The 19,139-nt window shown below is 65.3% G+C and carries 19 protein-coding genes; 13 read left to right on the forward strand and 6 right to left on the reverse strand.

Annotated elements, in window-relative coordinates; all coding sequences use genetic code 11:
- Positions 1–29 precede the first annotated feature (29 nt).
- From amaB to ACVWYS_RS07330, 4 genes are all read right to left on the reverse strand, one after another.
- Positions 30–1,559: an L-piperidine-6-carboxylate dehydrogenase gene (amaB, locus tag ACVWYS_RS07315; protein ID WP_456508854.1), complete on the reverse strand. Its 1,530-nt coding sequence runs from the start codon at positions 1,557–1,559 to the stop codon at positions 30–32.
- A gap of 40 nt (positions 1,560–1,599) precedes the next feature.
- Positions 1,600–3,015, reverse strand: coding sequence for a 2-oxoadipate dioxygenase/decarboxylase (hglS, locus tag ACVWYS_RS07320; protein WP_456508855.1), 1,416 nt, complete (start codon positions 3,013–3,015; stop codon positions 1,600–1,602).
- Positions 3,016–3,092: 77 nt separating this feature from the next.
- Positions 3,093–4,283: an NAD(P)/FAD-dependent oxidoreductase gene (locus ACVWYS_RS07325; RefSeq protein ID WP_456508856.1), complete on the reverse strand. Its 1,191-nt coding sequence runs from the start codon at positions 4,281–4,283 to the stop codon at positions 3,093–3,095.
- A 193-nt stretch (positions 4,284–4,476) separates the two neighbouring features.
- Positions 4,477–5,142, reverse strand: coding sequence for a GntR family transcriptional regulator (locus ACVWYS_RS07330; RefSeq protein WP_456508857.1), 666 nt, complete (start codon positions 5,140–5,142; stop codon positions 4,477–4,479).
- 249 nt (positions 5,143–5,391) lie between these two features.
- On the opposite strand from ACVWYS_RS07330, the gene ACVWYS_RS07335 reads away from it, so the two are divergent.
- The 7 genes from ACVWYS_RS07335 (at position 5,392) to ACVWYS_RS07365 (ending at position 11,301) form a co-directional block, all read left to right on the forward strand.
- Positions 5,392–6,237 carry a substrate-binding periplasmic protein gene (locus ACVWYS_RS07335; RefSeq protein ID WP_456508858.1) on the forward strand — a complete coding sequence of 282 codons (846 nt, stop codon included), beginning with the start codon at positions 5,392–5,394 and terminating at the stop codon, positions 6,235–6,237.
- A 51-nt stretch (positions 6,238–6,288) separates the two neighbouring features.
- Positions 6,289–7,275 (forward strand): ornithine cyclodeaminase family protein, encoded by a 987-nt coding sequence (locus tag ACVWYS_RS07340; protein WP_456508859.1) that lies wholly within the window; start codon positions 6,289–6,291, stop codon positions 7,273–7,275.
- A complete protein-coding gene (locus tag ACVWYS_RS07345; protein WP_091252141.1) occupies positions 7,275–8,048 on the forward strand; it encodes an amino acid ABC transporter ATP-binding protein in 774 nt (257 codons plus the stop codon). Before ACVWYS_RS07340 ends, ACVWYS_RS07345 begins: the two co-directional genes overlap by 1 nt.
- 9 nt (positions 8,049–8,057) lie before the next feature.
- Positions 8,058–8,690, forward strand: a complete 633-nt coding sequence (locus ACVWYS_RS07350; protein WP_456509157.1) for an amino acid ABC transporter permease — start codon at positions 8,058–8,060, stop codon at positions 8,688–8,690.
- Positions 8,687–9,343 carry an amino acid ABC transporter permease gene (locus ACVWYS_RS07355; protein ID WP_344367522.1) on the forward strand — a complete coding sequence of 219 codons (657 nt, stop codon included), beginning with the start codon at positions 8,687–8,689 and terminating at the stop codon, positions 9,341–9,343. The genes ACVWYS_RS07350 and ACVWYS_RS07355 overlap by 4 nt, the downstream gene beginning before the upstream one ends.
- 21 nt (positions 9,344–9,364) lie before the next feature.
- On the forward strand, positions 9,365–10,600 hold the full coding sequence (locus ACVWYS_RS07360) for an NAD(P)/FAD-dependent oxidoreductase (protein ID WP_456509565.1): 1,236 nt from the start codon (positions 9,365–9,367) through the stop codon (positions 10,598–10,600).
- A gap of 77 nt (positions 10,601–10,677) precedes the next feature.
- Positions 10,678–11,301 (forward strand): short chain dehydrogenase, encoded by a 624-nt coding sequence (locus ACVWYS_RS07365; RefSeq protein WP_456508861.1) that lies wholly within the window; start codon positions 10,678–10,680, stop codon positions 11,299–11,301.
- Between the two features lie 34 nt (positions 11,302–11,335).
- On the opposite strand, the gene ACVWYS_RS07370 is transcribed toward ACVWYS_RS07365, so the two are convergent.
- Positions 11,336–11,845: an LURP-one-related/scramblase family protein gene (locus tag ACVWYS_RS07370; RefSeq protein WP_456508862.1), complete on the reverse strand. Its 510-nt coding sequence runs from the start codon at positions 11,843–11,845 to the stop codon at positions 11,336–11,338.
- 109 nt (positions 11,846–11,954) lie between these two features.
- On the opposite strand from ACVWYS_RS07370, the gene ACVWYS_RS07375 reads away from it, so the two are divergent.
- The gene (locus ACVWYS_RS07375) at positions 11,955–12,551 is read left to right on the forward strand and encodes a TetR/AcrR family transcriptional regulator (RefSeq protein ID WP_456508863.1); all 597 of its coding nucleotides are present in this window, start codon (positions 11,955–11,957) and stop codon (positions 12,549–12,551) included.
- On the opposite strand, the gene ACVWYS_RS07380 is transcribed toward ACVWYS_RS07375, so the two are convergent.
- A complete protein-coding gene (locus tag ACVWYS_RS07380; protein WP_456509566.1) occupies positions 12,548–13,579 on the reverse strand; it encodes an alpha/beta fold hydrolase in 1,032 nt (343 codons plus the stop codon). The genes ACVWYS_RS07375 and ACVWYS_RS07380 overlap by 4 nt on opposite strands.
- A 254-nt stretch (positions 13,580–13,833) precedes the next feature.
- On the opposite strand from ACVWYS_RS07380, the gene ACVWYS_RS07385 reads away from it, so the two are divergent.
- From ACVWYS_RS07385 to ACVWYS_RS07405, 5 genes are all read left to right on the forward strand, one after another.
- The gene (locus ACVWYS_RS07385; protein ID WP_116768324.1) at positions 13,834–14,736 is read left to right on the forward strand and encodes a LysR family transcriptional regulator; all 903 of its coding nucleotides are present in this window, start codon (positions 13,834–13,836) and stop codon (positions 14,734–14,736) included.
- 172 nt (positions 14,737–14,908) lie between these two features.
- The gene (locus tag ACVWYS_RS07390; RefSeq protein WP_456509567.1) at positions 14,909–16,285 is read left to right on the forward strand and encodes an MFS transporter; all 1,377 of its coding nucleotides are present in this window, start codon (positions 14,909–14,911) and stop codon (positions 16,283–16,285) included.
- Positions 16,282–17,193: a shikimate dehydrogenase gene (locus ACVWYS_RS07395; RefSeq protein ID WP_456509568.1), complete on the forward strand. Its 912-nt coding sequence runs from the start codon at positions 16,282–16,284 to the stop codon at positions 17,191–17,193. The genes ACVWYS_RS07390 and ACVWYS_RS07395 overlap by 4 nt, the downstream gene beginning before the upstream one ends.
- The gene (locus tag ACVWYS_RS07400) at positions 17,190–17,945 is read left to right on the forward strand and encodes an SDR family NAD(P)-dependent oxidoreductase (protein ID WP_237563555.1); all 756 of its coding nucleotides are present in this window, start codon (positions 17,190–17,192) and stop codon (positions 17,943–17,945) included. The genes ACVWYS_RS07395 and ACVWYS_RS07400 overlap by 4 nt, the downstream gene beginning before the upstream one ends.
- Positions 17,946–18,010: 65 nt before the next feature.
- Positions 18,011–19,135 carry a Gfo/Idh/MocA family protein gene (locus ACVWYS_RS07405; RefSeq protein WP_456509569.1) on the forward strand — a complete coding sequence of 375 codons (1,125 nt, stop codon included), beginning with the start codon at positions 18,011–18,013 and terminating at the stop codon, positions 19,133–19,135.
- Positions 19,136–19,139: the final 4 nt, after the last annotated feature.

Consider the following 19,139-nt stretch of genomic DNA (forward strand, 5'->3'; position numbering starts at 1 on the left):
ACCGGCCGGCACCGTCTCCGCCGGGGTGCCTAGAGGAACTTCACGCCCTGGGCGAGCGGCAGCTGTCCCGAGTAATTGACGGTGTTCGTGGCCTGGCGCATGTAGACCTTCCACGAGTCGGAACCGGACTCCCGGCCGCCGCCGGTTTCCTTCTCGCCGCCGAAGGCGCCGCCGATTTCGGCCCCCGAGGTGCCGATGTTGACGTTGGCGATGCCGCAGTCCGAACCGCTGGCCGACATGAAGCGTTCGGCCTCGGCCTGGTCGTTGGTGAACACGGCCGAGGACAGACCCTGGGGAACGTCGTTCTGGATGGCGATGGCGTCATCGAAGTCCGTGTACGTTATGACGTACAGCAGGGGTGCAAACGTCTCGTCCTTGACGACGGCGGTCTGGGCCGGCATCCGTACGATCGCCGGCTCCACGTAGTAGGCGCCGGGCTCATCGTCGGCGTTCACGCGGCCGCCGCCGCACAGCACCGTGCCGCCCTGTTCCCGGGCCGCCTTGATGGCGGCCTGCATGCCATCGAAGCTGGACTTGTTGATCAGCGGCCCGATCAGGTTCTCCTCGTCCAGGGGGGTGCCGATGCGCAGCGTGGCGTAGGCATTGACAAGCTTGTCGGTCAGTTCGTCGACGATCGATTCGTGCACGATCAGGCGGCGCATGGACGTGCAACGCTGGCCGGCGGTTCCGACGGCGGCGAAGACAATGCCGCGCAGGGCCAGATCCAGGTCGGCCGACGGCGCAACGATCGCCGCGTTGTTTCCGCCGAGCTCAAGCAGGGCGCGGCCGAACCGCTGGGCCACGCGGGGGGCGATTTCCTGGCCCATCCGAACCGAACCGGTGGCGGAGAGCAGGGCAACCCGTGGATCATCGACGATCACCTGGCCGCCGGACCGGTCCGCCAGAACAAGCTTGTGCAGGTCTGTCGGAGCGCCAACATCGGCGACGGCGCGGGCCAGCAGGGCATCGGCGGCCAGGGCGCTGAGCATGGTCATCCCGGAGGGCTTCCACACGATGGTGTCGCCGCATACCAGGGCCAGTGCCGTATTCCAGGAGTAGACGGCGACCGGGAAGTTGAAGGCGGAGATGACGCCGACGACGCCCAGCGGGTGCCAGGTCTCCATGAGGCGGTGTCCGGGGCGCTCCGAGGGCATCGTCTTGCCATAGAGCTGACGGGACAGGCCGACCGCAAAGTCGCAGATGTCGATCATTTCCTGGACTTCGCCGAGTGCCTCGGACTGGATCTTGCCGGCCTCTGCCGTCACGATCCTGGCCAGGTCGTCCTTGTGCTCGGTCAGCAGCTCGCCCCAGCGCTTGACCAGGTTGCCGCGGAGCGGCGCGGGCACATCACGCCACGTCTTGAACGCCTCGTGCGCCTGGCCAATCATCGTCTCAATGTCCGCCGGTGTGTTGACCGGCAGGGTCATCAGGACTTCGCCGGTCAGCGGAGAGGACGCCTCGTGCGGGCCTCCGAGGGCGTCAACGTTGACGCCGCAGGCTTCCAGCGCGTCGCGGACGATCGCCGCAAGTTCTGACGTTTGGGTGAGAGTTTCGGTCATCGTGATCTCCTGAGGTTGGTTGGTTGGTCTGGCGGGCTGATTAGTGGGTGATGGTGATGTTGAGGCGGTGGGCCAGGGCCGCGATCGATGCGTCCTGCTGCCGCTGGTAGAGATCGTTGGGGTCGTGGACTTCGGAGCCGACGATCTCGGACATCCGGTGGATGTCGTAGCTGGTTCCCAGCTGGGCTTCGTCCTTGGAACCCTCCTCGGTGAGGTTCGACTGGAAGATCCCGGCGGCAGAGCGGGGGAGGAAGTCTTCGTAGACGATGGGTTCCGGGACGGCGATTCCGGCTTCGACAAGACCGGCCAGGGAAGCGGTGCCGGCCAGGGGCGCACTTCGGAGGGAGGCCCTGTCCAGGGCGGCGTCGTCGAGGCGGTAGGTGAAGAAGGCCAGTCCCTGCAGGGCGAGCTCCTTCTCGGTGCGGGGCAGGTTCTCCGCCCAGACCCCGGCCGCGACCTCGACGCGCGTCGTGCCGGCCGGGGCCACCGCCAGCCGGGCATCGGACTCGGCGACCATCCGGTCGTACAGGTCGCGTCCCGCCACCGTCAGGGCCATCCCGCGGGCCTCGACCTCGCCGAAGCGCACACGCAGTTCACCTTCGCTGGTGGACCCGTCGGCGTACCGGAACACCCGGTTTTCACCAAGTGCCCGGAAGGACGTCTGGCGCAGGAGCAGGTCCGGCCCATCCCAGCGCGGCGGCCCCTGGATCTCATCGATCATGCTGATGCCGCGGTCCTGCATGCGCTTGTACAGCTCATCGATGTCCAGCACCCTGGGCGTGAGGTGGTTGATGTGCGTGGTGGAAACGCCCCCGATGTCGGAGGCGACGGCGGAGACCGCTTCCAGCTTCTTGTACCACTCATAGTCGACGGGGTCGCCGGAGAGTTCAAAGGCCGCGGTGGCCAGCTCCAGCAGCCGGTCGGCGTCGTCCGCCGCGAGGCCGCCGTCCGCGGCGGCTTTGTCCGCCAGGGTGAGCAGTTCCTCACCGAACAGCTGCCGGGCGCCGATGAATGCGGCCAGCTCGGCGCGCAGCTCTTGGTCAAAGAACCGCGGATCCTCGGCCGCCAGCATGGAGGTGAAGACACGGAACGGATTCTTTGCCAGTTCGGCGCCGTCGATCGGGCGGAAGGCCGTCGAGACCACGGGAACGGAACTGGAGGACGCATCGCGAAGGTCGTAGAAGCCGACCGGGTACATCCCGAAGGCCGCAAAAACGCGGGCAACCTGGGCCATTTCCTTCGGGGAGCCGACGCGGATGGCGCCGTGGCGCTCCGCCGTCACGCGTGCGATGCTGCCCAGCCGCTCGGCTTCGGCGCCGTGCTTGGCGGCATACGCTTCGTTCACCTCGGTGGAAACCTCCACGAGCGTGTTGTAGGCGGGGACTTCCCTCCCGTACATGGCGGAGAGCCGCCGCGCGAACTCGGCTCGAAGTTCCCAGGTTTCAAGGGCGGTCATGGCGTGGTTCCTTTCACGATCATTGCTGATGGAGCGGGGGATGCGGCTTGAGCTGCGGCTCGGCGGGGCGTTCCGCGCTAGATGATGTGCACTTCCTGGATGAGCTGGTCGGCCGTGCGGAAACGATCGGCGGAAAACGAAGTGTGGTCCATGAAGGATTCCCGGTCCAGGTAGAGGTCCCTGACGAGTTCGCCGACGGCAGGGCCCTGCAGGAAGCCGTGGCCGGAGAATCCCGTGGCATAGTAGAAGCCGCCTACTGAGCTGGACGCTCCGATAAGCGCATTGTGATCCGGCGTGTTCTCATACAGACCGGCCCATCCGCACTCCAGCTCCGGGGCCTCCAGCGCGGGGGCGCACACGCGGGCCGCTGCATTGAACTCGGGGAGCCATTCATGGGTGAAGTCACGGGCGAAGCCGGGCTCCTGGTTCGAGTTGGAAATCCCCAGGAGCATGCCGTTGCGGTAGTTGTGGAAGTACATCGTGGTGGACAGATCCAGCGTGAACGGCACGGTGGGCATGGGGGAGCTCATCTGGCGGGTCATGCCGATCTGCCGCCGCACCGGGACAACCGGCAGGTTGACGTTGACCATGTCGCCCACGCGCCGGGACCAGGCGCCGGCACAGCAGATGACGGCATCGGTGGTGATGGTGCCGCGGTTGGTGGTCACTGAACTGATGCTTCCGCCTGAGGCGGCCACATCCATGACTTCCGTGTGCTCAAGGATGCAAACGCCCAGCGCGGCGGCCGCGTCGGCGTAAGCCTGGACCACTTTCCCCGGTTCGGCAAAACCATCCTCCGGTGAGAACGATGCGCCGATCAGGGCTTCCTGGCGGAGGAAGGGATTGATGTCCACAGCCTCGGCGGGAGAAATCATCCGGCTGGTGCTGCCAAGACCGTTTTGGATGACGGTGCTGCGCTCGCAGTCCAGGAGTTCGGATTCGCTGCGGCACAGGAACAGGTAACCTACCTTGCGCAGTCCGATGTCAGTGGAGAAGCGCTGCCCGAATCCCTCAAACGCGCGCAGGCTGCGCTGGCCAAGGACAATGTTTGCCGGATCCGAGAACGTCGCCCGCACGCCGCCAAGGGGTTTGGACGATGATCCTGCGCCCAGGTCGGACCGGTCAACGAGAACTATGTTGCGTACACCGGCTTCGGCCAGGTGGAACGCGATGCTGGTTCCCATGATGCCGCCACCGATGATGACGACCTCTGCATGCGAAGGCTGCCGGATTCCGGCGGGAAGCTGGAGCGAGACCACATTTGACATTGATCGTCCTGTCTCAGTTGCGGAAGCATACCCACCGCTCTGTGGGTATCAACTATCGGTAATGGGTTATATATAACCATCTTGGGGTTCGATGTGATCTACGTCAAGCAAAATATTCAGACAGATTCTCCGGCGGCCAGTGACGGCAGGGGACGCGGGAAAGTGCGCGGCAGGTCCGCCGTCGGCGTCCCGCTTAGGGCAGCGAGTAGCTGAGGTGCTGGACCATGAGGGACTCGACGAGCGTCCGGTCGCCGGCCATCAGGGCGGCCAGGATGGGCCCGTGTTCAGCGGCGCTGGTGGCGAGCAGTCCGCGTTCGGCCAGGTGGTAGGAGCCGCTGATCCGGCTTTGGTCCCGCAGGTTCTCAATGATCTTCGTCATTCGGGAGTTGCCCAGCAGTTCGACGATGGCCAGGTGGAATTGCTGATCGTGTTCGAGGTAGTCGACCATTTTGTCGGGCTTGGCCGTCGCGAGCGTGGCCTCTGCCAGCTCTGTGAGACGCTCGGCGTCGGCAGGGGAGACCCCTTGTTCGGCAACGCGGCCCACTGCGGTCACCTCGATCAGCAGGCGGAGGTCGTAGACCTCTTTTTGGTCCTTCGGGGTCATCTCCACGACCCGGAAGCCGCGGTTCCGCACCACTTCAAGGAGACCCTTTTCGCTCAGCGCCATCATGGCCTCGCGGACAGGGCTGTTGGAGACGCCGAGCTGGGTGGCCAGGGCGTTGGCTGAATAGATCTTGCCCGGCTGCATGTCACCGGACATGAGGGCGTGGCGGACTATGGAGGTGGCCTCGTCCTTGAGGGTGACCCGGCCTTCGCCCAGCTCGGATATTCCCGCAACGGCAATTCGCTGTTCCTGCATTTCGCTCCTCAGACGGTGGTCCTCACGGCTAACACTAAGACACAACATGTGCGCCGCCGGGAAAGGTCGCGACGATTTCCGACTTGTTTCCACATATTCTGCGGCGATTTTTAATGCTTGACATCCACGGGCAATGGATGGAGATTGGTAATCGACAATCGATAGTGTGTCATACATCACCAATTACTCCGATGTGCATCGAACCGTCGGACACCGAACAAACTTCAGCTCTGATCAAAGGGGATCATCATGAACACTCGTAAAATCTTGGTGGGCGGCACATCAATTGCCCTGCTGGCGCTTTCCCTGTCCGCCTGCGGCGGCACCGCCGAGAGCTCCGTTGCCAAGGGCTGCCGGCCGGCATCAACCTTCAAGACGATCTCCGCCGGCTTCCTGACCGTTGCCGCCCCCGAGTTCCCCCCGTTCTCGTCCGATAAGGACGGCAAACTCACCGGTGTCGACGCCGACATCATCAAGGAGTTCGCCGCCAAGAACTGCCTCGACATCAAGGTCGAGGCGACGTCCTACGCCGGGACCATCCCGGCCGTCCAGAGCGGGCGCGCCGACGTCGCCATCGGCTGCTACTACCGCACCGCCGTCCGGGCCGACATCGTCAGCCTGTCGGCTCCGGTGTACACCGACGAGATGGGGATCATTTCCGAGACCGGGGTCAAGGACATTAAGGAGCTCGAGAGTATGAAGGTGGGCACCGTCGACGGCTACCTCTGGGTGCCGGACATGAAGAAGGTCATGGGCGCCAATCTGACCATCTACCCCAGCGCCGTGGAGATGCAGGCAGACCTCAAGGCCGGACGCATTCAGGCCGGCATCGACGGATTCGGCTCCGCCGTCCAGATGTACAAGTCCGATGCCAAATACAAGGTTGCAGGCGCCAGCGCCGACGCCCGCGTCATTGCCTCCAAGGAGCCTGCCCAGATCGGTTTCCCGATCGGCAAGGACAACGCCGACATGACCAAGGCCGTGGATTCCTCCATCGCAGCCATGAAGTCCAGCGGCAAGATCGCGGAGATCGTGAAGTCGTATGGCCTGCCCGAGTCGGCCGTCGAGACCGGTGAACCCCGCCTGGTGAAGTAGGAACGCCTCCCCTACACCGTTCCGGCACCGCGAGCAAAGGAAACCGATTCCATGGATTCACCTGCCACCCCTACCTGGCCTCAACGGTCGGCACCCGTCTTCCTCGACGGCGCTGCCATCGCGTCGGCACTGACGGCGCGCGAGGCTGTGGCCGCCATGGAATCGGTCCTGGCCTCCGGGTTCGATCCCGAAACGAGCGCACCCAGGACCCGGGTGGAAACGGGCAGCGGAACGTTCATGCAGATGCCGGCGAGCCATGGCCAGTACGTCGGCACCAAACTCCTGACCATCACGCCGGGCAACGCAGCGTCCGCGTCTCCGGTGATCCAGGGACTCTACGTGCTGTTCGGCGGCCACGACCAGCGGCCGCTGGCCGTGCTCGATGGCGTCGCGTTGACCGAACTGCGGACGTCCTCCGTTTCGGTGATGGGGGCCAAGCTCCTGGCTTCGCCCGGACCTAAGCGTCTCGTCGTGTTCGGCACAGGGGTGCAGGCGCGGGCCCACATCGAGGCATTTGCCGAACTCTTTGAGCTGGACAGCGTTGACATCGTCGGCCGCAACGCGGAAGCAGCGGAGCGGCTTGTGAAAAATGCCGAAGGACTCGGCCTGCCTGCCGCCGTCGCCGGTCCGGAAGCCGTACGGGAGGCCGATCTCGTCATTTGCGCGACGGCGTCGCCGACCGCCCTCTTTGACGGCGCCATGGTGAAGGATTCCGCCGTCGTGGTGGCCATCGGGTCGCATGACAGGGAGCACCGCGAGCTCGATGACACGCTGCTGGCCAAGGCCACGGTGTGCGTGGAGTCGAGGGATTCCGCAGCGCGGGAGGCCGGCGATGTCATCCAGGCCATGGAATCAGGTGCCATCGCCGGGCCCGCCGACCTGATCACCCTGGCCGACCTTGTTTTGAAACGCCGGGAGGTTGCCGCGGACCGTCCGGCCGTCTTCAAGACCACCGGCATGCCGTGGGAGGACCTTGCGGTCGCGACCGCCCTCTACGAAGCCTGCACCCGGCCTGACTATGAGAAATGGAACAACTGATGATTGAACCGACTATCCGGACCGGAACACCCGTGGTCCAGGTGAAGAATCTTGCCAAGGCCTACGGTTCGAACGTAGTGCTTCGTGACGTCTCCTTGTCCGTGCCGGAGGGATCAGTCACGGCCATGATCGGGCCCAGCGGCGCCGGGAAGAGCACCGTCCTGCGGTGCATGAATCTCCTGGAGCAGCCGGACAGCGGCGAAATCGAGATTGATGGACACCGCATCAACGCCGGCAGGAAGCCCAACCCAAAGAACCTGGCAGCCCTGCGCCGCAGCGCCGGCATGGTCTTCCAGCACTTCAACCTCTTCCCGCACATGACGGTCCTGAAGAACATCAGTTTGCCCCAGGAACGGGTTCTTGGACGCAGCCGCGACGAGGCCAACGAGAAGTCCATGGAGCTGCTCAAGCGCATGGGCCTGGCCGACAAGGCCGACCAATATCCGTCGCGGTGTTCCGGCGGCCAGCAACAGCGCATCGCCATTGCCCGGGCGCTGGCCCTTGGCCCGCGGGTGATGTTGTTTGACGAGCCGACCTCGGCGCTGGATCCCGAAGTAGGGGTTGAAGTGCTCGAGGTTATGAAAGAGCTCGCGTGCACCGGCATGACGATGGTGGTGGTGACCCATGAGATGGCGTTCGCGGGAAACGTTGCCGACGAGCTCGTCGTGATGGCCGACGGCGGAATCATCGAAAAGGGCGAGCCCGGACAAATCCTGCAGGATCCACAGCACGAGCGCACGCGCCGGTTCCTCCGCGCCGTACTGGAGCGTTGAGCCGTGGAGATGCTCCGGGCCATCGCCATCGGCTTGCCGCTCACAGTCCTCGTGACCATTCTGGCCCTGATGATCGGGACGGTTGTCGCGCTGCCCATCGTTGCCGGGCTGCGGAGCCGGAACCGGCTCGTCTGGCTGATGTCGCGCGGGCTGGTTGACCTGCTGCGAGGAGTCCCGCCCGTGGTGTGGCTCTTCATCCTGTACTACGGCGTCTCCATCGGCGCCATCCGGCTCACCGCCTTGCAGGCCGGCGTCCTGGGCCTTGGCGTGGTGGCCGCAGCTTATCTCGCGGAGATTTTCCGCGGCGCCATCTCGTCAATTCCCAAGGGCCAGTGGGAGGCCAGCTCGGCGCTGGGCTTTCACCGGGCCACGGTCTGGAGCCTAATCATCGGCCCGCAAACAGCGCGGGCCGTCGTTCCGGCCTACACCACGTTTGCCATCGGGCTGCTCAAGGATTCCTCCATCGCGTCGTCCATCGGCGTGGCCGAGATCGTCTTCATGTCCAGCCAATACGCCCGGCAGTCCGGCGAAGGCATCATGGTGTTCTTCGTGGCTGCCGGTGTCTACATACTATTGAGCGTTCCGCTGGGACTGCTCTCGAGGCACCTTGACATCAAGATGCGGAAGGCGGTGGCCCGATGAACAACCTGGTCGATGTCGCAATCCAATACGGGCCGACACTCTTTGACGGACTCAAAGTCAGCCTCACCCTGACGCTCCTGAGCCTGGCCTTTGGACTGCCCCTGGGGCTGGTCTTCTCCTTCGGCGTGACCGCCCGCAACAAAACGTTCCGCTACCTCTCGGTGTTCTTCGTCGAAGTGGGCCGCGGCGCGCCGGCCCTGGTCCTCCTGCAGCTCATGTACTACGGCCTGCCGAACGCCGAGATCACCCTCAGCTCCATGGCCTCGGCATGTTTGGCCCTGACCTGGACGACGGCGGCCTATAGCGCCGAGCTGATCCGCGGCGGCATCCAGTCGGTGCCGCCGGGTGAAGTCGAGGGATCCCATGCGCTGGGCATGAGCTACCGGGACTGTCTGAGGTTCGTGGTCATCCCGCAGGGATTGCGTATTGCCCTCCCGTCGCTGATGGGCTTCGCAGTACTCCTGTTTCAGGCGACGTCGTTGGCCTATTCAGTTGCCGTCCCGGAACTCATGAGCCAGGCGTACTCGATCGGCTCGTCCACGTTCCAGTACCTGCCGGTGTTCATCATTGCCGGCCTGCTCTACGCTGCCATCTCGATCCCCGCAACATGGCTGTCCGTCTTCGCGGAACGCATGCTGAGCCGGCACCTTTAGACGATGACAGGGAGCAACCAGATGAACACACCGCAATCGGCCATAGTCGTCGGCGCCGGCATCGTCGGACTGTCGACGGCCTGGCACCTGCAGCAACGGGGGTTATCCGTCACCGTCGTGGACAAAGTCGGGTCGGCCGCCGGAGCGAGCTGGGGCAACGCCGGCTGGGTGACCCCGGGCCTGGTCATGCCCCTGGCTGAGCCGGGCGCCTGGAAGCACGCCCTGCAAAGCCTGACCGATCCGGACGCCCCGCTGCACGTGCCGCTGCGTTTCGACCCGCAGCTGTGGAAATTCCTCCTGCGATTCGCCGCGAACATGAACGCCCGGACGTGGCGGCAGACCATGTCAGCGCTCCAGCCCATCACGACGGCCGTTGATGAGTCCTTCGCCGAGCTCAAGGCGCACGGCATTGCCTCACCGGTCATTGCGGCGCCCTACGTTGCAGGCTTCAGCAGCGCGAGGGCCGCCGCGGCGTTCCGGACGGAACTGGAACATCTCCACGCCATGGGCCAGAGCATCGGTGTCAGCACCCTGGCCGACGGGAACCGTCCGGCGGTGTTCTCCGACGCTGTGGCGCACGGCCTGGAGATATCCGGACAGAGCTATCTTGATCCGGGTGACTTCGTCTGGGACCTTGCCCGGGCCTTTAAAGCCTGCGGCGGCCAGATCATGGACGGCGCCAACGTATGTTCCGTTGACGCCGGGCCGTCGTCGGCAAGCGTGACGTCCGACGACGGCAACCGGCTCACGGCCGACGTCGTCGTCCTTGCCACCGGCGCTTTGCTGCCCAGGCTGGCCACTCGGTGGGGGCTGAGAATCGGCGTCCAGGCCGGCCGGGGCTACTCGTTCACCGTCGACGGCGATTGCCTGCCGGCCGGACCTCTCTACTTTCCGGAACAGCGGGTTGTCTGCACGCCCTATCAGGGGGCGCTGCGGATCGCGGGAACCATGGAGTTCCTTGATCCGGACGAGCCTCTGAATTCTGCCCGGCTTGAGTCAGTAGCGCGAGCCGTTCGTCCGCTGCTGCGGGGCATCGACTGGCCGTCTCGTCGCGACGAGTGGGTGGGCTCCCGCCCGATCACACCCGACGGTCTGCCCGTTGTTGGGCGCCTGGCCTCGGACAGAATTTATGCGGCCGGCGGACACGGCATGTGGGGGATGGTTTTGGGACCGGCAACAGGCAAGCTACTGGCCGAACACATCGTGACGGGTGCCGTGCCGCACCAGCTAGCGGCGTTCAACCCCCTGCGGAGATAAATGCGCAGATAGATGCGCAGATAGGACCGTCAACCGGGGGTTCCGGTTGCACATTCTCAACAACGAAGGGCACATTCATGCGAATCCTCGTCATCGGCGCCACCGGAACCGTCGGCCAAAACGTGGTGCGGGCGTTGTCCGCACACCACGACAAGGTCGGGGAAGGGCAGCCGGACATTATCAGCGCGTCACGGTCGTCGACCGAACATCCCGTCGATTGCCGGGACGATGCCAGCGTCGCGGCCCTCTTTGACAGGGTGGGGACCGTGGACGCGGTGGTCAGCACCATTGGGGGAGCCAAATGGGCATCAGCATCGGATGCGACCCTGGATACTTACGCGTCGACCGTCAACGGCAAGCTGCTGTGCCAGATCCGCATCACCTTGGCGGCCCGTGGCCATGTCCGGCCCGGCGGATCCATCACCCTGACCAGCGGGATCGTGGGAAATTATGCATTCCCGGGCGGATCGCCCAGCGCCATCGCCAACATTGGCCTTGACGCCTTCGTGAAAAGTGCCGCTGCGGAGCTGCCGCACCTGCGGTTGAATACCGTTAGCGCCACGGTGCTGGAGGAGTCCGCTGATGCCTATGCGGCGGTGTTCCCCGGTTTCGCTGCCGTTCCCGGCGCCGTGGCGGCCGCGGCCTTTGTCCGCAGCGTCTACGGTTCCGAAACGGGGCAGACGATTAGGGCCTGGTCATAGCAGGGAGGGCGCTTCCTGAACGCCACGGACCATGTCAGTGGGTCGTCAACGACTCGATGGCGACCGTGATCGCGAGGATGAGCGGGGCGTCCTGGCCCGCGGCGACGTCGACGCCGTAGGAGTCACGCACGCGGAACCACTTCTTGGAGATCGTGGCGACGGTGTGGCCGTCGCGTTCGATCTCGTATTCGTGGTCGACGATGTTCCCGTGCGCCTTCATATCGGCGCCGTCCTTCACATCGATGGTGAAGCGATCGCGGAGCCCGATCAGCGCCTTGTGGACAGTCGCGGCGGTGTCGCCGCCGCGTTCGATGGCGACCTTGTCCCGGAGCGAGAGCTTGCGCTCCTGGATCCGGGCCACCTCGTTTCCCGAGGCGTCCTCCAGGACGAACGTGTCCCGGACGCGGAGCGCCTTGCCATTGACCTTGTACGCGCGCTGGCCTTGGTCGTTTTCGATCCAGAAGTCATCCCCGATCGAGAGAAGTTTCTCGCGCATCTGAAACCGTTCGCCCGCGGGTTCGTGCCGGTGCCGTAGTAGTCCCATGTTTTGACCATAGGTCCGGTTCGCCGGCCGGCGCCTCACCCGAACCGGATGGTCACCGCTGGTAACCTGAACATAATTGTTTGAGTAATCGGATGGGCGGGTAGGCCGGGTGTCTGAGGTGCAGAAAGAGCGGACCAAGCGGGCGGACGCCGTCCGGAACAAGGACGCCATCATCGATGCGGCACTGACCTGCCTCAGCGATGATCCGGGGGCCAGCATGTCTGAAATTGCGCGCGTCGCAGGAGTGGGCAGGGTGACCTTGTACGGACACTTCGCGGACCGGGAGGAACTGGTCGGTGCCGTCTTCGCCCGGACAATGGACCGTGCCGCGGCCGAACTCGCCGCAGTAGACATCAAGCAGGACACGTGGAAGTGCCTCCGGGACCTCGTTCAGTCATCCTGGCGAGTCCTATATCAGTTCAACTCGCTCCTGGCGGCGGCCGAACCGTACCTTTCGGCCGAGCAAATCAGAGCCCACCATGACAAGCCGCTCGCGCGGGTGATCACGGTCCTTGAAAAAGGCAGGAGTGAGGGAACCTTCCGCACCGATCAGTCCCTCACATGGCAGGGGGCCTGCTTCTACTCGATCCTCCACAGCGCAGCCGCGGAAATCCGTGCAGGGCGTCTCACAGAAGACGATGCAGCAAGGGTCCTTCCGGCAACCATCCGGGCCCTCCTGATCCCGCCGGCGGATCCGGCGCCCTAAGGGCCCTGCTTCACGCCGCTTCGGCCCAGGAACTCCGTGATCGTCTTCGCCATAGCTTTGGACTGAGTCCAGTGCAGGTAGTGGTCTCCCTCGAGGACAACCAGCTCGTGGTGCGTGACGTTGGCCAGCTGGCGTTCGTGCGCGGCATACCAGTCCGGCTGCTGTTGCATCGTGTCCCGGGACAGGAAGTCGAGCACCGGGAGGTTGCCGGGGTACCGGACATCCCGGAGCTTCGTGGCGTTCTCGCCCATCCGGAGAGTTTCGTCCGTGACGGCCTGGTTGCCGAAGTTCCAGCTGGTCATCTGGCGGATGTGTTCGCGTTCGGCCGGCGTAAAGCTGTCACCCCCGGGCTCCCCGTAACCCAGAGCTGTGGCCCAGCGGACCACGCCCAGGGTCGAAGGAATGTGCGCCCAGGAGTAGTCCGCTGCGGCCCTCTCCGCGGGGGCCGTAGTTCCGGTCGAGGATGATTTGCCCGCAGGGACGGTCGGGTCGATGCCGATCACCGCGGACACTTCGCGCGGATATTTGTTGGCGTAGTACAGGGTGGAGTAGCCGGCAATGGAGTGCCCGATGAGTGTGTACGGCGCCCTGACGCCGAGTGTGGACAGCACTTCGTGAAGTTCTTCGGTGATGTTTTCTATGGTCCGGGGCCGTGCTGTCATGTCGCTGTAGCCGTAGCCGAACCCCTCAACGGCAATGACCTGGTAGCCTCCCAGCTCCCGGATCAGCGGGGCGAAATCCAGGCCCGGGGCGGGGGTTCCGAGTCCGCTGAGCAGTACGATTGTCGGTCCGGCATCGCCGGTCCGGGTGACGTTGATGGTTCCCTCGTTGATGTGGACCTTCTGACCGTAGGCGACCGTGTTGGTCTTCTCGACCTGTTCCACCAGGAGGTTCGTTGAGGTGGAGGCGAGCAGCAGCCCGGCGAGGCTCAGCGCCGCGACTCCTGCCAGCCGGAGGGGCCGTCCCCGCCGCCGGCGGGGCGGCTGGTCCGAGGCTGAGCTGGTGCGGCGGACGAGGCGTAGCGGCATGGCAAAAACTCCAGGAAGAAGGGACTGAGGTATGCGGTGCGACGTCTCCGCGCTGTCGGTCTGCTGGTTAAATCATACAGTGCTGTATGAGATAAATCAGTGAATCCGCTTATGAATTTTTTCCTACGGAGGATCAGGCTTGAACCGGGCTCAATAACCGCACTATTGTGTTGATTCATGGCATTATCCGCATCCGGCCAGAGCCGGACAGGGGTCCGCAAGGGGCCGCCGCGGCGAGGAGTAGGGCGCCTGAAATGACCGAAATCCGATGGCTTGAAGCGTTCGTGGCGGTTGCCGAAGAGCTCCACTTTGGCCGCGCGGCGGTGCGCCTGCACACCTCGCAGTCCCCGCTGAGCCAGACGATCCGCAAGCTCGAGGCCGACCTCGGGACGCGGCTCTTTGAGCGCAACACCCGCAGCGTGGCGCTGACGCCCGCCGGCCACGCCCTCCTGCCGCGGGCTTACCGCGTGCTGCAGGAAATGCGCCTGGCCCGCGAAGCCGCCCAAACGGAGGTCGCGGGCATCCGGGGGAAGATCCGGATCGGTTTCTCCGGAGCGGTGAACCATTTGACCCTTCCGCCGCTCACGCGCGCCTTGCGGCGTCGATATCCCGACATCGAACTGGACCTCACCAGCAGGGTGCGCACGGCGGACGGCCTGGCGAGCGTCGCAAACGGCACCCTTGACCTGGCCTTCGTCGGCTTTCCCGAAACCCCGGTCCCCTCGGTCACGGCCCGGCTGGTTGCCCGCGAGGAAATCGGGGCTGTGCTCCCGCTGGATCACCCGCTGGCCGGCGAAAGGTCCATCCCGCTGCAAAGCCTGGCCGGGGATGACTTCATATCGCCGCCGATGGACGGGTCGTCCTCGATGACGGAGGTGCTGCTGGCCTCATGCATGGCGGCGGGGTTCCGGCCTCGCGTCGTACAGGAGCTGTCGGATCCGTATATGGTCCTGACGTTCGTCGCGGCCGGCGTCGGCGTCACGCTGATGAGCAGCGGAATAGCGAACATCATCCCGTCGGGCGCCACGTACGTGGCCCTGGAGGACCCGCAGCACTATATGAACCACGCCATCGCCTGGTCCTCCGAAAATGACTCCGCCGTCCTGGCGGCAGTCCTCGCCGTCGTCGAAGAGATCTTCCCGGACCCGCTCGACTGACCGCAATTGAGACCAAAATCCACTTAGTGATAGATCATTTCTGTCGTGGACTTACACAGTGCAACGCATCACACTTGTGGATGAGCCGCACACAGCGGCGGAACCGATCCGCATCGTCGCCCACTTCAGGAGGCAGCGGAGCAACGGTTCCCGGTCACACGAAGGGAACACCATGTCAATGTCGACATCGGCGTCAGCACGGCCTCGGAACAACGCCAAAATCGCGGCGGTCTCAGGGTTTGTTGGAAGCGCTCTGGAGTATTACGACTTTTTCATCTTCGGCTCAGCGGCAGCGCTGATCTTCGGGAAGCTGTTCTTTGCCCCCGGCCCGTCGTCGATGCTGCTGTCCTTCGCAACGGTCGGCGTCGCCTACGTCGCCCGCCCGCTCGGGGCCGTGATCTGCGGTCACCTCGGAGACAAGTTCGGGCGGAAGCGCGTGCTGCTCTTCACCCTGCTGCTCATGGGCACCTCAACGTTCCTGATCGGCTGCCTTCCCACGTACAGCCAGATCGGCATGGCCGCACCCGTCCTGATCGTGGCCCTTCGGCTGCTTCAGGGACTCTCCGCCGGCGGCGAATCGCCCGGCTCGAGCTCACTCACCCTCGAGCACGCCCCCGATACGAAGCGCGCTTTCTACACGAGCTGGACGATGAGCGGCATCATGTTCGGCATCGTGCTCTCCACCCTGGTCTTCATTCCCGTGGCGTCCATGCCGGAAGAGCAGCTCCTGGCCTGGGGCTGGCGCATCCCGTTCCTCGCAAGCGCAATCGTGACCGTCATCGCCTTCGTGCTGCGGCGTCTCCTCGAGGAGCCTCCGGTCTTTGAAGAAGTGAAAGACAACGACGAAGTGGTCAAGGTACCCCTGGTCACCCTGTTCCGCTACCACTGGGTCACCGTGCTCCGCATCACCGCGATGTCACTGTTCACCATCATCAATACGATCATCAACGTCTTCGCGCTCTCCTATGCCACATCGGTGGTGGGAATCGACAAGGGACTCATGCTCGTGGTGATCGCCGTGGCCAACGTCACCGCAGTCGCCATGGGGCCCCTGGCCGGACTTCTTTCGGACCGCATCGGCCGCAAGCCGGTCTTCCTTACCGGGCTCGTCCTGCAGATCGGGATGATCTACGTGTTCTTCTCAGCCCTGTCCGCAGCGAACGTTCCGCTGATCTTCCTGACCGGAATCCTGCTCATCGGTGTCGCCTACACCGGCGCGAATGCCATTTACCCCGCCTACTTCCCGGAGCAGTTCCCGGTCAAGGTCCGCTACTCGGGCATGGCCATCAGCCTCATGTTCGGCCTGCTCCTGGCCGGGTTCGCTCCCGCGATCTCCGAACTTCTGATTGGGGGCAACAAAGGCAACTGGATCCCTGTGGCCACCTTTGCCGCCGTGGCCTGCCTCATCTCCGCGATCGCAACCCTCACCGGTCCCGAGACGTACCGGACCCCCACCGCGCTGCTGGGCCTAAAAAAGTCGCGCACGCAGCGCCGGACGCCGCAGGCCGTCGTGGCAGAAGCAGTTGTTTCAGAAAAGGCCCCAGCATGAGCCTGCAGACGCTGGAGAGCACGTGGGCGTTTGAGCCCCGGGCTGCCGATCCGACCCACCGGCACGTCGTCGGCCTGCTGGGCGCCGGCATCGGCGGATCGCTGACGCCCCGCCTTCATGAGGCCGAGGCCGATCAGCTCGGCCTGTCCTACACCTACCGGGTGATCGACCTCGACACCGTCGGCCAGCCCGCCGAGCGGTCCGCCGCCCTGGTCCGCAGCGCAGCCGACTTCGGCTACGACGGACTCAACGTCACCCACCCCAGCAAGCAGCTGGTCCAGGATGGCCTGGATGATCTTTCACCCGACGCCCGCATCCTGGGCGCCGTGAACACGATCACCTTCCACGGTGGAAAAGCAGTCGGCCACAACACGGACCACCTCGGCTTCATCGGCGGCTTCCGGGCCGGCCTCCCCGCCGCCGCGACCAACCTGGTGGTCCAGATCGGCGCCGGCGGAGCGGGAGCAGCGGTCGCCTATGGACTCCTCCGCGCCGGCACACGGCAGCTGGTCATCGCCGACATCGAAACGGCCAGGGCCGAGGGCCTCGCCGCACGGCTCGCCCCGCACTTTCCGGACAGCGAGGTGTCCGTCACGCGCACCGACTCCGTGGCCCCGAGCATCAGGACAGCCGACGGGCTCGTGAATACGACGCCGATCGGCATGAGCGGCCATCCGGGCCTGCCGGTGGATCCCGAACTTCTCCATTCCGGGCTCTGGGTCGCGGACGTCATCTACCGGCCCCTCGACACTGAACTGATCAGGGCCGCCCGGGACCGCGGCTGCGCGGTGCTCGACGGCGGACGCATGGTGGTCGGGCAGGCCGTCGCCGCCTTTGAGCTCTTCACCGGCATCCGGCCCGACGCCGAACGCATGCTGGCCAGCTTCCGGGCCGAGGCCCGCTCATGAGTTCAGACGTGGCACCCGGCACTGCAATACCCGGCACCATCGCGGAGTCACGCTGCCTGGTCATCGGCGCAGCGAGCGGCATCGGCCTGGCGACGGCGGAACGTCTCAGGGCGTCGGGCGCCGCCGTCATCGGGGCTGACCTCCCGTCCGCCCGCTGGCCCGGCGAGGACCCCGGATCACTTCCGCTGGACGTGACGGACCCCGAGTCCGTTCGTGCCGCCGTTGCCTCGGCCGTACAGGCCATGGGCGGCCTCGACGCCGTCGTGAACTGCGCGGGCATCCTGGGGCCGGTGGCCTCAGCACTGGGCACTACGGTCGAAGAATTCGAACGGATCCTGACGGTCAACCTCACGGGGGCCTTCATCGTCTCCCGGGCGGTCCTGCCCGCCATGGCGGCGGCGGGTTACGGGCGGCTCCTGCACCTTTCGTCGACGGCGGGCAAGGAGGGCGTGATCAACATGCCCGCCTACTCCGCCAGCAAGGCCGGCATCCTGGGCCTCGTGAAGTCGCTGGCCAAGGAATTTGCCCTCACCGGCGTCACCGTCAATGCCCTGGCCCCCGGCAACGTCATGACACCGCTGTTCCAGGAAGTCCCGGCGGAACAGCAGGCGGCACAGGCCGCCAAGATCCCCATGGGCCGTTTCGGCACACCCGCCGAAGCCGCTGCACTCATCGAATTCATCGTCTCGCCCGCGGCCTCCTACACCACCGGAGTCGTGTTCGACCTCTCCGGGGGCCGCGCCACGTACTAGCTGCGCTAGCACCTTAGCCCACCACATTTCTCCACGATCCCCGGATCAGAAAGACGGCTCTTCCGATGACCCCCTCAGCATCCCCGGCCCCCCGCACGCTCCGCGTTGGAATAGCCGGCTGCGGCGCCATTTCGCGCAACCACCTGGCGGCCTTCCGTGCCCTCGACAACGTGCAGATCGCGGGCGTGTGCGACGTCGACCTGGACCGGGCGCAGGCCACCGCCGCCGCCTGGGGTGTTCCGGCGGCCGTCGCCACCGTGGGCGAGCTGCTGGACCTGGACCTGGACCTCGTGTCCGTCTGCACGCCGCACCCCACCCACGAGGACGTCGTGCTGCAGGCTGCCGCCGCCGGGGTCCACGTGCTCTGCGAGAAGCCGATCGCCATCGAACTGGCCTCCGCGGAGCGCATGGTTGCCGCCTGCGATGCCGCGGAAGTGAGGCTGGGCGTCCTGTTCCAGCGCCGCTTCTGGCCGGCGGCGCAGCGCATCCGCGCCGCGATCGACGACGGCACGCTGGGCCGGCCCATCATGGGCCAGTGCTCGGTGATGCTGCACCGTGACCCCGAGTACTACTCCCGGGACGCCTGGCGGGGGACCTGGGCCAGCGACGGCGGCGGAGTCCTCATGACCCAGGCCATCCACTACATCGACCTCCTCCAGTGGTTCATGGGCGACGTCGCCGAGGTCTACGGCAGGATCAACACCTACAAGCACGGCCATCACATCGAGGTGGAAGACTCGGCCGCCGCCGTCATCACTTTTACCTCCGGGGCCATGGCCACCCTGGAAGCCTCGACGGCGGTGTCCCCGAGCCTGGGCGTGCAGCTGCGCGTCACGGGGGAGACGGGCGCCTCCGCCTCCCTCACCGAATTTCCGGAAGGCAGCGACGGCCGCGTGGACTTGTGGGCCGTGGCGGAGACGATCAGCGCGGAGCCCGCCCACCCGGAAGGCGTCCACCCGAACGTGGACCTGGCCACCATCAACGGCCAACTGATCCCGCACCACACCACCCAGGTCCGTGACTTCGTCCAGGCCCTCCGCGACGGCACGGACCCCGCCATCACCGGCCACGACGCCACCAAAGCCCTGCGGATCCTCCTTGCCGTCTACGAGTCCTCACGGTCCGGGCAACCCGTGCGCTTCGCCGCTCTACCGTCCACCAAGCAAACACCGGCGCCCGTCGCCGGCTAAGGAA

The sequence above is a fragment of the Arthrobacter sp. TE12231 genome, assembly GCF_054062895.1.